This is a genomic window from Vibrio sp. PNB23_22_6, assembly GCF_052877535.1.
Genome location: NZ_JBNFXP010000021.1, coordinates 13866 through 29015, shown reverse-complemented (window position 1 = coordinate 29015; position 15150 = coordinate 13866). Strand labels below are relative to the sequence as shown.

The following is a 15150-nucleotide window of genomic DNA, read 5'->3' as shown; positions in this document are numbered from 1 at the left end:
TATTATCTGTAGATGAGGAAGAATGGGTGAGTAGCGCTGTTTAAAATTTAATCACTATGATTTTAATGCCTTAACAAACACAAGGTCTTACAGCCCTTGTTGTAGCTGCATAAAGGCTGTACAATTCGCGCCCTTATTCTTGTTTCAGTCATTGAGAGGCAACATGACCACTGAAAAAATCAATCTACTCGACTTTGATCGCAAAGGCATGCGTCAATTTTTCGCGGAAGAACTAGGCGAAAAAGCGTTCCGCGCCGATCAGGTTATGAAGTGGATCTACCATTTCGGTGTTGATGACTTCGACAATATGACGAACATCAACAAGAAACTGCGTGAAAAGCTTCAGCACAAGTGTGAGATTAAAGCTCCTGTCGTTTCTGAAGCGCAGCACTCATCGGATGGTACGATCAAGTGGGCAATGCGTGTTGGCGATCAAGATGTCGAAACGGTGTACATCCCAGAGGATGATCGTGCGACTTTGTGTGTTTCTTCTCAAGTTGGCTGCGCACTGGAATGTAAGTTCTGCTCAACCGCTCAGCAAGGCTTTAACCGTAACTTGAAAGTTTCTGAAATCATCGGTCAAGTATGGCGTGCTGCTCGTGAAGTGGGCCTACAGAAAGAAACTGGTCGTCGCCCAATTACCAACGTGGTAATGATGGGAATGGGTGAGCCGCTGCTTAACATGAAGAATTTGATCCCAGCACTAGAAATCATGCTGGATGATCTTGGTTTTGGCTTGTCTAAGCGTCGCGTAACTGTATCAACATCGGGTGTTGTATCTGGTCTTGATCAGATGACAGGTAAAATCGACGTGGCACTGGCGATCTCACTGCACGCACCAAACGATAAGTTGCGCAGCGAAATCATGCCAATCAACGACCGTTGGGATATCCAAGAATTCTTGGCATCGGTTCGTCGTTACCTAGCATCTTCAAACGCGAACCGCGGTAAAGTAACCGTTGAGTACGTACTGCTAGACCATGTGAACGATGACATGGATCACGCTCGTGAGCTGGCTGAGCTGATGAAAGGTACGCCATGTAAGATTAACCTGATCCCATTTAACCCGTACCCAGGTTCACCATACAAGAAACCAAGTAATTCACGTATCGATCGCTTCCAGAAAACGTTGATGCAGTATGAGCACACGGTGACGATCCGTAAGACCCGTGGTGATGACATCGATGCGGCCTGTGGCCAACTTGTTGGTGATGTTATCGACCGCACGAAGCGTACCGCAATGCTCAAAGCAACCCGTGGTGCAGATACCATCGAAGTGAAAGCGGTATAAATTGCCAGAATAAAGAAATAGCCAGAGCTTATGCTCTGGCTATTTTGTTTGGCATCTCGAAACGGCAACCGGAGTAATGGCTTGTTATTGCGATCAATTGAGGGTAGCCATGTCAATTTTTGGACAAAAACTTGAGCTATCTGTTAATTTGAGAGTAAAGAGTTTTTGTCTTTGTTATACATTCGCTTATCATGGTGAGTAAAATATAACTATGACACTGACAATTTGCAGTATTTTCTTAAAACGCTTTGCAGCTTCTTGCAACGCGAGCATTCAAACAACAAGTGCTGTAAGTTTCTAAAAGATTATTTTGGTTAACGCGTTTAGGCTAGCTATCTTTAAGTGAGTCTGAAGAACAAAAACGAAAATAGATAATGTGTTAGCCACCCAACAGATTAAATACCATAATTATGACAGAACACGAAAACACCACTGAAGTGCCACTTTCTCTAGAAGCAGGCACACTACTAAAAAATAAACGCGAATCATTGGGGATGACGCAAAAGCATGTTGCTAATCGCCTGAGGCTTCGCGTTTCTGTTATTCAAAATATTGAAAACAATCGATTTGAACCGCAGCAGGTCGCGACCTTTACACGTGGCTATCTTCGTTCGTATGCGAAACTCGTTGGCCTTGATGAAAAGACCGTTTTGGCAGCTTTAGAGCAAACATCTGAGGCCCATGTTCAGCCACAAGAAACCGAGATGCAGAGCTTTTCGCGTAAAACGAAACACGAAAAACACAATAGCCGTATCATGCTGCTTACTTGGGTGATTGCTATTGTTATTATCGGCATTTCGGGTGCTTGGTGGTGGCAAAACCAACAAGAGGATAGCTTGGCTCAAGTCGTTACAGAGGCCAATTTAGATGTAGAACCGAGTGCTGCTGAGATTGCCGATATAGACCAACTTAGCGCTGATGAGTTAATTGCTAGCACTCCTGCTGAGATTGCCGAGATAGACCAACTTAGTGCTGATAAGTTAATGGCTAGCTCTCGTGATGAGATAGCGTCAACAGACATTAAGCCAGCGATTGAAGGCGTAACGCTAGCGGCTTCTGATGGCGATGCACTAGAGACAACGACCCCCGAACTTGCAGTGAATGAAGACGAGGTTTCTGAAATTATACCTGATGCTCCAGTGGCGATTATTGAAGCGGCAGATGAAGAGCAAGAGCCTAAGCTCGTTGTGCCAGAAGGAATGACGCGACTGACGATGAAATTTAAAGCGGATTGCTGGATTCAAGTAAAAGACGTGAATGGCAAAACGCTCGTCAGTGGTACTCGTAAGCCTGGTCAAGATGTAGAACTTGCCGGAAAAGCGCCTTTTAAAGTGATATTAGGCGCACCTGAAGGCGTAACCATGACATTTGCAAGTGAACCTGTCGACCTTTCTGGGTATACTTCAGGCAAAGTAGCTCGATTCACTCTACCGTTATAAAGAATTATGCAATACGAATCTCCAATTGTTCGTCGTAAATCGACGCGTATTTATGTGGGTGATGTGCCAATTGGTGATGGTGCACCGATTGCCGTACAGTCAATGACCAACACTCGCACGACTGATGTACAAGCCACAGTCGCTCAAATCCGAGCATTAGAAAAAGTGGGCGCAGACATTGTCCGTGTTTCTGTCCCTACCATGGATGCCGCGGAAGCCTTTAAATTAATAAAGCAGCAAGTCTCTGTTCCATTGGTTGCCGACATTCACTTTGACTACCGTATCGCACTAAAAGTGGCGGAATACGGTGTTGACTGTTTGCGTATCAACCCTGGCAACATCGGCAGCGAAGAGCGTATTCGCTCCGTTGTGGATTGTGCCCGTGACAAAAATATCCCAATCCGTATTGGTGTTAACGGTGGTTCTTTAGAAAAAGACCTGCAACTTAAGTACGGTGAGCCAACGCCTGAAGCCTTGGTAGAATCAGCGATGCGTCATGTCGATCATCTCGATCGCCTTAACTTTGATCAATTCAAAGTGAGTGTGAAGGCGTCTGATGTTTTCCTTGCCGTAGACTCATACCGTTTATTGGCGAAGAAAATTGATCAACCGCTTCATCTCGGCATTACTGAAGCTGGTGGTGCGCGAGCAGGGGCGGTCAAATCTTCAGTTGGTCTTGGCATGCTGTTGGCAGAGGGCATTGGTGATACTCTGCGCATCTCTTTGGCTGCAGACCCTGTAGAAGAGATCAAAGTTGGTTTTGATATCCTTAAATCATTGCGTATACGCTCTCGTGGCATTAACTTTATTGCTTGTCCGAGCTGTTCACGTCAGGAGTTCGACGTTATTGGAACGGTGAACGCACTAGAAGAGCGTTTAGAAGATATCATCACACCAATGGATGTATCGATTATCGGCTGTGTGGTAAATGGCCCTGGTGAAGCTGAGGTTTCACATTTAGGTCTAGCAGGAAGTAACAAGAAGAGTGCGTTCTATGAAGATGGCAAGCGCCAGAAAGAACGCTTCGACAATGATGACCTTGTTAATCAGCTGGAAGCTAAAATCCGTGCGAAAGCGTCTGTAATGGACGAAGAAAATCGCATCGAAGTTAAAGTTCAAGATTAATCTCAACGAGTATTACGGTAAGTATTGTGGCAAAACCAATCCAAGCAATCCGAGGCATGAACGACTGCCTCCCAACTCAATCTCCGCTGTGGCAGAAACTTGAAAACACAGTGAAAAATGTAGTTAGCGCATACGGTTACAACGAAGTGCGCATGCCAATCGTTGAGATGACGCATCTATTCAGCCGTGCAATCGGTGAGGTCACCGACGTGGTTGAGAAAGAAATGTACACGTTCGAAGATCGTAACGGCGATAGCCTAACACTTCGTCCTGAAGGTACCGCCGGCTGTGTTCGTGCTGGTATCGAAAACGGTCTGCTGTACAACCAAGAACAGCGTCTATGGTACATGGGTCCTATGTTCCGTCACGAGCGCCCACAAAAAGGTCGCTACCGTCAGTTCCACCAGTGTGGTGTGGAAGTATTTGGCCTAAATGGTCCCGATGTTGACGCAGAACTGATTATGATGACGGCGCGTCTATGGCGTGAGCTAGGCATCGACAAACACGTGCGTTTAGAGTTGAACTCAATCGGCTCTCTTGAAGCGCGTGCTAATTACCGCACGGCACTGATCGCATTCCTAGAGCAGCATATGGATGTTCTAGATGAAGATTGTAAGCGTCGTTTGCATACCAACCCGCTACGTGTTCTAGATACTAAGAACCCTGACGTTCAAGCGATTTTAGGTGATGCACCTCGTCTTTCTGGCTACTTAGATGATGAATCTAAACAACATTTTGCAGGTCTGTGTGAACTTCTTGATGCTGCTGGTATCGAATACTCAGTAAACGAGCGTCTGGTTCGCGGTCTGGATTACTACAACCGTACCGTATTTGAGTGGATTACTGAAAGCCTAGGTTCCCAGGGCACAGTATGTGGCGGCGGTCGTTATGACGGTCTTGTTGAACAACTTGGCGGCAAACCGACACCATCAGTTGGTTTTGCTATGGGTCTAGAGCGTCTAGTACTCATGTTAGAAACCCTAGAATTGACAGATGTACGTCGCAGCGTTGATGTTTACGTCGTTACCGCGGGTGAAGGCACGATGATGGCGGGTATGAAGCTAGCAGAGCAGCTTCGTGAAGCTATCCCAGGTGTTCGCGTGATGAATCATTTCGGTGGTGGTAACTTCAAGAAACAGTTTAAACGTGCAGATAAAGTTGGTGCTGTTGTAGCATTGGTACTGGGCGAAAACGAAGTGGCGGATAATACCGTTGTACTTAAAGACTTAGCGGGCGGTGAGCAAGAAACTTACAACCAAGCAGAAGTTGCTGAGAAGATCGCAGCACTGATTTAAGTCTTTTAATAAGCTAAAGATTAAAATCTAATTCGCAATGATAAGGCTCCCAAGATAGGAGCCTTTCGACGAAATAGAAACAATGGCAGCCCTTGCTGCCATTTACATGTTTTAAGAGGACAGGAAGTGGAACTTTACGATACTGAAGAGCAACAAGTTGAAGCCATTAAAGACTGGTGGAAGGAAAACGGCAAAGCCGTCATCATCGGTGCAGTTGTTGGTTTAGGTGGTCTATTTGGTTGGCGTTACTACCAAGATTCTGTAGTTCAGGCGAGTGAAGCCGCTTCTCAAAGCTACACGACAGCGATGAATGCGCTACAAGCAAAGGGCACTGATGCTCAAACTGACATTCAAGCTTTCATCGACTCAAATAAAGTGAAAGAGTACTCAGTGCTGGCGGCCCTTCAATTGGCTAAAGTGCAAGTGGATGCAAACGAACTTTCTGCAGCACTAGAGCAATTGAAGTGGGCACAAAGCAATACTAAAGATGCAGCGCTATCCCCACTTATCAGCTACCGTATCGCGCGCATTGAAGCTGAGATGGGTAACTTTGACGCCGCAAACGCTGAATTGGGCAAAGTGACTGACGCAGCATGGACGGGTCGTATTGCAGAGCTTCGTGGTGACATCGCGCTTCGTCAAGGTGACAAAGAGGCGGCTTACACCGCGTACACAGAAGCTCAACAAGCCGCTGATGCAAGCCCAACGCTACAAATGAAATTGGATGACTTGGCCAAATAAGGACCGTATTGGATGAAGAGAGTCTTTAAGAAAGCCTTGTTAGGGGCGTTAACAGTGGGAATCCTAGCTGGTTGTGCTAGTGAAGAAGATACCATTGTTATGGCTCCATTACCTCAGGTTGACAGCCAGTTCACGCCAAACAGTGAATGGAGCACTTCGATTGGTGATGGCGTTGGTCATTACTTTTCAAAGCTGTCACCTGTGTTCGATAATGGCACTCTGTTTGTTGCCAGCCGTGATGGTCTAGTGAAAGCTCTGGATCCAAAAAATGGTAAACAGAAGTGGCAAATCGACTTAGAAGAAGATGTGATGGCCCGTCTTTCTGGTGGGATCACTGCGGCTTACGAACACCTGTACATCGGCTCTGAAAATGGTGAAGTGATTGCACTTGACCAAGAAACCGGAGAGGTGATTTGGCGTATTGAAGTTGGTGGTGAGGTACTAGCGAAGCCTGTAGCAGACTCAGGCTTGATCATCGTAAATACGAGTCGAGGCACATTGGTTGCTTTGGATGAGAGTACGGGTGAACAGCGCTGGGCTCTAAGTACAGAGGTACCAAACCTAACTTTGCGTGGTGATAGTACACCAACGGCGATTGGTGGTGGGGTATTCTGGGGAACGGCAAACGGTCGATTAGCGGCAGCAATCGTTGAGCGCGGTCAATTAATTTGGCAACAACCCGTTGGCACACCAAAAGGTGCAACCGAGATTGATCGTCTAGTTGACGTAGACGCTTCACCTATCGTACTTGGTGGCACTCTTTTCACTATAGGCTACAACGGTCAGCTCATCGCGATTGATTTGCGTTCGGCAAATCCAATTTGGAAGCGCAACTACTCATCAGCAAATGATATGGCGACGGATGGCAGTCGTGTGTTCGTGATCACTGAAAAAGATCATGTGGTGGCGGTAGACGCACGTAGTGGTACTGAGCTATGGGAAAACAGCAAGTTGGAACATCGCCAATTGACTGCGCCGGTACTCGTAGATAACTATCTGGTTGTTGGTGACACATTAGGTTACTTACACTGGATGGATCGTTCAACGGGCGAGTTCGTTGCTCAACAGTATGTGGATGACAGTGGTTTTGCTGTTGGTCCAACCTTGTTGTCCGATGGTTATGTGATTACAACTCGCAACGGCGATGTAAAGAAACTGACCATTAACGAATAATATCGTGATATAATTCACATTCGGCTCCTGGCTGGTAACAGTTAGGAGCCGTTTTGTTGTTTGGAATTTTTATTTATTAACAGTTAACCCTGACGTGGTTATAGGTAAAAAGCTGGTTTGATTTGGCATTAGACTAGTCGTTACCTATAACTACAGAAGAAAGATTATTGTAGAGGTTATTATGGTACCTGTTGTTGCTCTTGTAGGGCGTCCTAACGTAGGTAAGTCTACGCTATTTAACCGACTGACTCGTACTCGTGACGCGTTGGTTGCGGACTTCCCAGGCCTAACGCGAGACCGTAAGTATGGCCAAGCGCGCCTTGACGAAGAACATGAGTTCATCGTGATTGATACCGGTGGTATTGATGGCACGGAAGAAGGTGTAGAGACCAAAATGGCACAGCAGTCATTGGCTGCAATTGATGAAGCTGACGTTGTGCTATTCCTTGTTGATGGCCGTGCAGGTCTAACACCAGCAGATGAGGCTATCGCTTCGCACCTGCGTAAAATTGAAAAACCAGCCATGCTGGTTGTTAACAAAATTGACGGTATCGATGCAGATGCTGCATGCGCTGATTTCTGGCAACTTGGTGTGGATGACATGTACCAAATCGCCGCAGCACACGGTCGTGGTGTTACCGCACTTCTAGAACGTGCGCTTGCGCCATTCTTTGATGATCTGCTAGCAAGTGAAGCGCAAGATGGTGAGATTGAAGATCTGACCGAGTTTGAAGACGCTGACTTTGAACCTGAAGAGATCACCGAAGAAGAAGCGGAAGCGGAACTACAACGTCTGCAAGATCAGCCGATTAAGTTGGCGATCATTGGTCGTCCGAACGTTGGTAAATCAACGCTGACTAACCGTATTCTGGGTGAAGAGCGTGTTGTGGTATACGACATGCCTGGAACGACTCGTGACTCGATCTACATTCCTATGGAACGTGATGGTCGTGAATACGTTCTCATTGATACGGCTGGTGTACGCCGTCGTGGTCGTATCAATGAAACGGTTGAGAAGTTCTCTGTGGTGAAAACATTGAAAGCAGTAGAAGACGCTAACGTGGTTCTGCTGGTAATTGATGCACGAGAAAATATCTCAGATCAAGACTTGAGCCTACTGGGCTTTGCACTTAATGCCGGTCGCTCGATCGTCTTAGCAGTCAATAAATGGGATGGTCTGGATAACGATGTTAAAGAGAGAGTGAAAAAAGAACTCGATCGTCGTTTAGGTTTTGTCGACTTCGCTCGTATTCACTTTATCTCAGCGCTACACGGTACTGGCGTTGGCCACTTGTTTGAATCTATCCAAGAAGCATACAAGTCAGCAACGACGCGTGTCGGTACTTCTGTGTTGACCCGTATTATGAAGATGGCGACAGATGATCACCAACCACCAATGGTTCGTGGCCGCCGCATCAAGCTGAAATACGCGCACGCGGGTGGTTACAACCCACCTATCGTGGTGATTCACGGTAACATGGTTCGTGAGTTGCCAGATTCGTACAAACGTTACTTGATGAACTACTTCCGCAAGTCTCTGGAGATTATGGGTACGCCAATTCGCATTAATTTCCAGAACAGTGAGAACCCATTCGAGAACCAGGGAAATAAGCTGACCTTGTCTCAAGAGCGTAAGCGCAAACGTATGATGTCTATGGTTAAAAACCGTAATAAATAATCGACATGATCTTTTTGAATACCCAAGTTTCGGCTTGGGTATTTTTTTATATGAAGCTTTTTATTAGAAGTAATGGCAAACATGAGAATCACAGCAACGAAAACACGTTTCTGTCATCAAACATGGCAGTTGGAAGCACAAATACAGCTCGTTCAACATAACACTGAAGCCACGTATCTGGTAACAGATATGACACCGTTTCACCCTGTCAGTCACATTTGGCCTGATCATCCAGCCGATAAAGGGCGTTTGAAAGCCAGTGGAGCAACGTTTGAAGTTATCGACTGCCAAGTGGGTGCGATAGAACTTTCGACTGGAGAACTATATGTTGGAACGGCAATCCCTGTAAAACGCGATGCAGAGGGCTGGGTATTTGTTGTCGTGCATGTATTGTCACCCACAGAAGCTATTAAGGTTGGAGAGTCAATCTTATTAGAAGTAGACAAAGAATATCAGCTTTCACTTAGCCGCGGTCATAGTGCTGGTCACCTTGCATTCCTTGCGCTCAACAAAGTGCTGTCAGAAAGGTATTGGCGTAAAGATGCAGATCGCAAAGACGCACATGGGAACTACGACTTTAACAGTTATGCCCAAGAAACCAGTTTTATCACACCGGATAAATGCCTGGATACCTATCGCTTAGGCAAAACACTCCGTAAAAGAGGCCTAAACAGCGCAGATATGCTGTCTGATCTCAAAATTATCGAGCAACAGGTGAATGTTCTGTTGGCTGATTGGCTGAAACGAGACGTTGTGATCACGATGGACTGCCATGGAGAACATCTAACTGATTCACGTTACTGGATGTGTGATTTAGGGGAAGGGAAAATGGCAGTGATCCCTTGTGGCGGCACGCATGCAAGCCGTTTGAGTGAGTTTGGATCTATTCAGGTACAGCTACTGGAAATCGATGCTCAAATAATTGAAATGCACACCAATGTTACTCGTTAACGCCATTAATTGATCGTTTTATTAAATTCTAATTTATTATTTTTATCATGCATCTTTCAGGGTTTAATTCTAATTTAAATTGAAATGCAGAATATGTAACTTATGCTTTCGGTATGTGGTCATATAAATATTCTTTTTAGGGGTGATCGCTGATCAAAAGGTTAATATAAGAAGATCAGAGTATGATCTTTAGGCTTGTTTATGATTTACTAAGTATTGAGTGTGATCGGGATCAAGGTCATTGAAGCTAAAGTCATCAATACTAAAAGTCGTTGAAAAGAAGGACGGAGAAAAGCATGCAGGCAAATATCTGCCCAAATTGTGACGTAGAATTGGAATGGACAGGCCAGTACCATTGTAACCAGTGTAAGTCTGATTTCAAAAAGATCGGGTTTTGTCCCGATTGCGAAGCGGAACTAGAGAAGCTACAAGCATGTGGTGCTGCTAATTATTTTTGCAATAGCTGCAATGAACTTAAATCAAAATCTCGCGTTCGATTTGAGTTTCAGAAAATTTAGGGCAAAGCGCTAGTTTACGGTCGAGCGAAGTTCACCATTAGCCAAACGGGTGACCAGTATGTCGCCCGTTTTTGCATCTGAGGCTTGAGTAATCACCTGACCTTGTTCGGTTTGAGTGATCGAATAACCTCGTTTTAGCGTTGCTAGTGGGCTGACGGTATCTAGTTTTTCCGCTGCAATAGCCAGTTTATGGCGCATGGTCAGCAGTTTACGATCCATCGCGTCCATGAGCTTTTGCTCCACTCGGTCAAGTTTGGATTTTTGCACAGCAAGGCGCTTAATAGGAGAGTTCAGTTGTAGGCGATACTGTTTACGTTCTACCGCTTGCTGATGAGAAGCAATAAATCGCTGCATTGCACGCTGCAAGCGTATATCCAAGTCATCCAGTTGTTGAGACTGGCGCTGTAGCTGGTAGCTTGGATGTTGGTGCTCAAGGCGGTGCATCAATTGCGTTGATTGTTGTTTTTGCTGCGCTAAGTAATAACGTATCGCACTCGTGAGCTTATGCTGGCGAGTCACCAAAGCTTGATCTTTATGGCTGTTGTCGCGGCTTACCAATTCAGCAGCAGCTGATGGGGTTGGTGCGCGCATATCAGCGACAAAGTCTGCGATCGTCACATCCACTTCGTGACCAACAGCACTGATGATCGGGATCTGGCTTGCTGCAATGGTACGAGCAAGGATCTCGTTGTTAAAACACCATAGATCTTCTAACGAGCCGCCGCCACGACCAACAATCAGCACATCACACTCATCACGGCTGTTGGCACGACCAATTGCTTGAGCAATTTGAATCGCGGCTTCTTCACCTTGCACCATGGTTGGATAAATCACAACAGGTAGGGAAGGGTCACGGCGTTTTAATACGTCTAAGATGTCGTACAGTGCGGCACCAGTTTTCGAGGTGATCACACCAACACGTTTGGGATGCTCTGGTAATGGGTGCTTATTGGTTTGCGCAAACAAACCTTCCGCCGCCAATTTCATCTTAAGCGCTTCGAACTCTTGTTGCAGGCGACCATCACCTTCTGGCTGCATGCTTTCGATGACCAATTGGTAGTCACCACGCGGCTCGTACAAAGACAGGCGCGCTTTGACTAGCACTTGATTGCCGTTAGCAGGTTTGAAAGTGACGCGACGATTGTTACCACGGAACATGGCACATTTTACTTGAGCGCGAGAATCTTTAAGAGTGAGATACCAGTGACCAGAGACGGGAGCTGAGAAGTTAGATATCTCTCCGACAAGCCAAACGATCCCCATTTCGTTTTCGAGCAGCAGACGCACTTCGGCATTGAGACGAGAAACCGTGAAGATGTTTTGATTGGTCTGGGAGGACACAGCTAATTCCGTAGACGTGAATATGGAAGTTAGCGGCAATATAATACATAGCAAGGGGGTAAATGCAAGAAAAAAATTAAAAAATTTGTAGTCAAGCGATTGCGTTGGACGTATAATCCCTTCGCAATATCTAATCCAAATGTAGCCAACTACCTAAAACGGGTTACCCTCATTATGCGAAACGATGAGATTGGATTGTTCTTTTTACTCCTCTACTTGTGAGATATTGCAAATGCTAAGAATTGCCAAAGAAGCGCTGACATTCGATGATGTACTACTCGTGCCAGCTCACTCCACCGTTCTCCCAAACACAGCTGATCTTCGCACTCAGTTGACTAAGAACATCACCCTAAACATCCCAATGATTTCAGCGTCTATGGACACTGTTACTGAAGCTCGTCTAGCTATTGCGCTAGCGCAAGAGGGTGGCATTGGCTTTATCCACAAAAACATGTCTATTGAGCAGCAAGCTGCTGAAGTTCGTAAAGTTAAGAAGTTTGAAGCAGGTGTGGTTACTGATCCAGTAACGGTTAATCCAGATGCAACGATTGCAGATGTGGTCGCACTAACTGAAAAACACGGATTTGCTGGCTTCCCTGTTGTGACAGAGAGCAATGAGCTTGTAGGCATTATCACTGGTCGTGATGTTCGTTTTGTTACTGATCTTTCTAAGAAAGTTTCTTCCGTAATGACGCCAAAAGAAAGCCTAGCAGCAGTCAAAGAAGGGGCAACTCGTGAAGAAGTGCAAGAGAAAATGCATGAAGCACGTGTTGAAAAAGTACTGGTAGTGAACGACGAGTTCCAACTAACTGGTATGATCACTGCCAAAGACTTCCATAAAGCAGAACGTAAACCAAACGCTTGTAAAGATGGCCGTGGTCGTCTACGTGTTGGCGCCGCTGTTGGTGCTGGTGCTGGTAACGAAGAGCGTGTTGCTGCATTGGTTGAAGCGGGCGTTGACGTTCTTCTTATCGATTCCTCACACGGTCACTCTGAAGGCGTGCTAAATCGTATCCGTGAAACTCGCACTGCATACCCAGATCTCGATATTATCGGTGGCAATGTAGCAACGGGTGCAGGTGCACTAGCACTGATTGAAGCTGGCGTAAGCGCAGTAAAAGTCGGCATCGGCCCTGGCTCTATCTGTACAACTCGTATCGTTACAGGCGTTGGTGTTCCTCAAGTAACAGCAATCGCAGACGCTGCTGAAGTCGCAAACCAATACGGCATTCCTGTTATTGCTGACGGCGGTATCCGTTTCTCTGGCGACATCTGTAAAGCTATCGTAGCAGGTGCATCTTGTGTAATGGTTGGTTCGATGTTTGCGGGTACTGAAGAAGCCCCTGGCGAAGTTATCCTATACAACGGCCGTTCATACAAAGCTTACCGTGGCATGGGCTCTCTTGGCGCTATGTCTCAAGGTTCATCTGACCGTTACTTCCAGTCTGACAACGCAGCAGACAAGCTAGTACCAGAAGGCATCGAAGGTCGTATCGCATACAAAGGTCGTCTAAAAGAAATCGTACACCAACAAATGGGTGGTCTACGTTCAAGCATGGGTCTTACTGGCTCTGCAACGATTGAAGATATGCGTACTAAAGCTGAATTTGTTCGTATCTCAGGTGCGGGCATGGCTGAATCACACGTACACGACGTTCAAATTACTAAGGAAGCACCAAACTACCGTCGCGGTTAATTTTTTACTGGGAATTTCGTTTAACAGCAGCATCGAAAGTACTTATTTACGGCTATAAACCGCGCGCTTTCTCCGTTAATTCGGCAATGGCTCCTAAGCGAAATACCGACGTAAAAATAAAACCTATACATTTGACGGAAACGTTTGCCTTTTTCCTTGAAGCATTAATAAGAGGCGAGTAAACTCGCCTCCGTTTTAATAACCTAGCTTATAAGACTGCCCAAAATGACTAAAAATATTCATGACCAACGTATTCTGATCTTGGACTTCGGTTCTCAGTACACTCAGCTCGTAGCGCGACGTGTACGTGAAATCGGTGTTTACTGTGAACTGTGGAGTTGGGATGTTGAAGAAGCGGATATTCGTGAATTCAATCCAGATGGTATCATCCTATCTGGTGGCCCAGAAAGCGTAACGGAAGAGAACTCTCCACGCGCTCCTCAATACGTATTTGACTCTGGTGTGCCAGTTCTAGGTGTATGTTACGGCATGCAAACTATGGCTGAACAGCTAGGTGGTCGAGTAGCAGGCTCTACCGAGCGTGAATTCGGCTACGCACAAGTTAAAGTTTCTGGTGAATCTGCAATCTTCAAAGATCTTGAAGCAACGCAAGATGTATGGATGAGCCACGGCGATAAAGTGGTAGAAATTCCAGTTGACTTCGTCAAAGTGGGTGAGACAGACACTTGTCCTTACGCAGCAATGGCCAACGAAGAGAAGAAATACTACGGCGTTCAGTTCCACCCAGAAGTAACGCACACGAAAGGCGGTCTACAAATGCTAGAGAACTTCGTTCTTGGCGTATGCGGTTGTGAGCGTCTATGGACTTCTGAATCTATCATCGAAGATGCAGTCGCTCGCATTAAAGAGCAAGTGGGTGATGACGAAGTTATCCTAGGCTTGTCTGGTGGTGTTGATTCCTCGGTAGTAGCAATGTTGGTTCACCGCGCAATCGGCGACAAACTGACGTGTGTATTCGTAGATAACGGTCTACTTCGTCTAAACGAAGGCCAGCAAGTCATGGACATGTTTGGCGATAAATTTGGCCTAAACATCATCAAAGTTGACGCTGAAGATCGTTTCCTAAACGCACTTGAAGGCAAATCTGATCCAGAAGAGAAGCGTAAGACAATCGGTCACGTATTCGTAGACGTATTCGATGAAGAGTCTAAGAAACTGAAAAACGCGAAATGGCTAGCTCAAGGTACGATTTACCCAGACGTAATCGAATCGGCGGCCTCTAAGACTGGTAAAGCGCACGTGATCAAATCTCACCATAACGTTGGCGGTTTGCCAGATGATATGGAAATGGGTTTAGTTGAGCCTCTACGTGAGTTGTTTAAAGATGAGGTTCGTAAGATCGGCCTAGAACTAGGTTTACCTTACAACATGCTTTACCGCCACCCATTCCCGGGTCCTGGTTTAGGTGTTCGTGTTCTTGGCGAAATCAAGAAAGAGTACTGTGACTTGCTACGTCGTGCAGACGCTATCTTCATTGAAGAGCTTCACGCTGCGGATCTTTACAACAAAGTATCACAAGCATTTACCGTGTTCTTACCCGTTCGTTCTGTAGGTGTAATGGGTGACGGTCGTAAATATGATTGGGTTGTATCACTGCGTGCGGTAGAAACGATCGACTTTATGACAGCGCATTGGGCACACCTGCCATACGACTTCTTAGGTAAGGTTTCTAACCGTATTATCAATGAAGTTGATGGTATTTCTCGCGTGGTTTACGACATCTCTGGTAAGCCGCCAGCGACGATCGAGTGGGAATAATTTCCTGATAGATCAACCAATTCGAAACCAGCCTTCGGGCTGGTTTTTTTTGTGCTCTGTGATAGGGGATTAAGTGTACATATCATGCAAGCAAGTTTTGAGTCGATATAACATATTTGATGT

The 15150-nt window shown here is 45.9% G+C and carries 12 protein-coding genes; 11 read left to right on the top strand and 1 reads right to left on the bottom strand.

Going from position 1 to position 15150, the window contains the following annotated elements:
• The first annotated feature begins 163 nt into the window (after positions 1-163).
• The 9 genes from ACVA54_RS15380 to ACVA54_RS15340 all read left to right on the top strand — a co-directional run bounded on the left by ACVA54_RS15380 (position 164) and on the right by ACVA54_RS15340 (position 10211).
• Positions 164-1291 (top strand): bifunctional tRNA (adenosine(37)-C2)-methyltransferase TrmG/ribosomal RNA large subunit methyltransferase RlmN, encoded by a 1128-nt coding sequence (locus ACVA54_RS15380; protein WP_099080612.1) that lies wholly within the window; start codon positions 164-166, stop codon positions 1289-1291.
• A 410-nt stretch (positions 1292-1701) separates the two neighbouring features.
• Entirely contained in the window at positions 1702-2730 is a 1029-nt protein-coding gene (gene rodZ / locus ACVA54_RS15375; RefSeq protein ID WP_099080611.1) for a cytoskeleton protein RodZ, read from the top strand.
• A gap of 6 nt (positions 2731-2736) precedes the next feature.
• Positions 2737-3855 (top strand): flavodoxin-dependent (E)-4-hydroxy-3-methylbut-2-enyl-diphosphate synthase, encoded by a 1119-nt coding sequence (ispG, locus tag ACVA54_RS15370; protein ID WP_099080610.1) that lies wholly within the window; start codon positions 2737-2739, stop codon positions 3853-3855.
• Positions 3856-3881: 26 nt separating this feature from the next.
• Positions 3882-5150, top strand: coding sequence for a histidine--tRNA ligase (hisS, locus tag ACVA54_RS15365; RefSeq protein WP_099080609.1), 1269 nt, complete (start codon positions 3882-3884; stop codon positions 5148-5150).
• A 126-nt stretch (positions 5151-5276) separates the two neighbouring features.
• Positions 5277-5891 carry a YfgM family protein gene (locus ACVA54_RS15360; protein ID WP_119464584.1) on the top strand — a complete coding sequence of 205 codons (615 nt, stop codon included), beginning with the start codon at positions 5277-5279 and terminating at the stop codon, positions 5889-5891.
• A gap of 12 nt (positions 5892-5903) precedes the next feature.
• Complete coding sequence (bamB, locus tag ACVA54_RS15355) at positions 5904-7064, top strand: outer membrane protein assembly factor BamB (RefSeq protein WP_099080607.1); 1161 nt, start codon at positions 5904-5906, stop codon at positions 7062-7064.
• Between the two features lie 181 nt (positions 7065-7245).
• On the top strand, positions 7246-8742 hold the full coding sequence (gene der, locus ACVA54_RS15350; RefSeq protein WP_099080606.1) for a ribosome biogenesis GTPase Der: 1497 nt from the start codon (positions 7246-7248) through the stop codon (positions 8740-8742).
• An 81-nt stretch (positions 8743-8823) separates the two neighbouring features.
• On the top strand, positions 8824-9693 hold the full coding sequence (locus ACVA54_RS15345; protein ID WP_446649730.1) for an alanyl-tRNA editing protein: 870 nt from the start codon (positions 8824-8826) through the stop codon (positions 9691-9693).
• Between the two features lie 296 nt (positions 9694-9989).
• Positions 9990-10211 carry a zinc ribbon domain-containing protein gene (locus ACVA54_RS15340; protein WP_446599292.1) on the top strand — a complete coding sequence of 74 codons (222 nt, stop codon included), beginning with the start codon at positions 9990-9992 and terminating at the stop codon, positions 10209-10211.
• A 9-nt stretch (positions 10212-10220) separates the two neighbouring features.
• Here ACVA54_RS15340 and xseA read toward each other — a convergent pair whose 3' ends face one another.
• Positions 10221-11552, bottom strand: coding sequence for an exodeoxyribonuclease VII large subunit (gene xseA, locus ACVA54_RS15335; RefSeq protein ID WP_446649729.1), 1332 nt, complete (start codon positions 11550-11552; stop codon positions 10221-10223).
• A gap of 232 nt (positions 11553-11784) precedes the next feature.
• Here xseA and guaB point away from each other — a divergent pair, with 232 nt between their 5' ends.
• Positions 11785-13248 carry an IMP dehydrogenase gene (gene guaB, locus ACVA54_RS15330; protein ID WP_446649728.1) on the top strand — a complete coding sequence of 488 codons (1464 nt, stop codon included), beginning with the start codon at positions 11785-11787 and terminating at the stop codon, positions 13246-13248.
• 225 nt (positions 13249-13473) lie between these two features.
• Entirely contained in the window at positions 13474-15027 is a 1554-nt protein-coding gene (gene guaA, locus ACVA54_RS15325; protein WP_446649727.1) for a glutamine-hydrolyzing GMP synthase, read from the top strand.
• Positions 15028-15150: the final 123 nt, after the last annotated feature.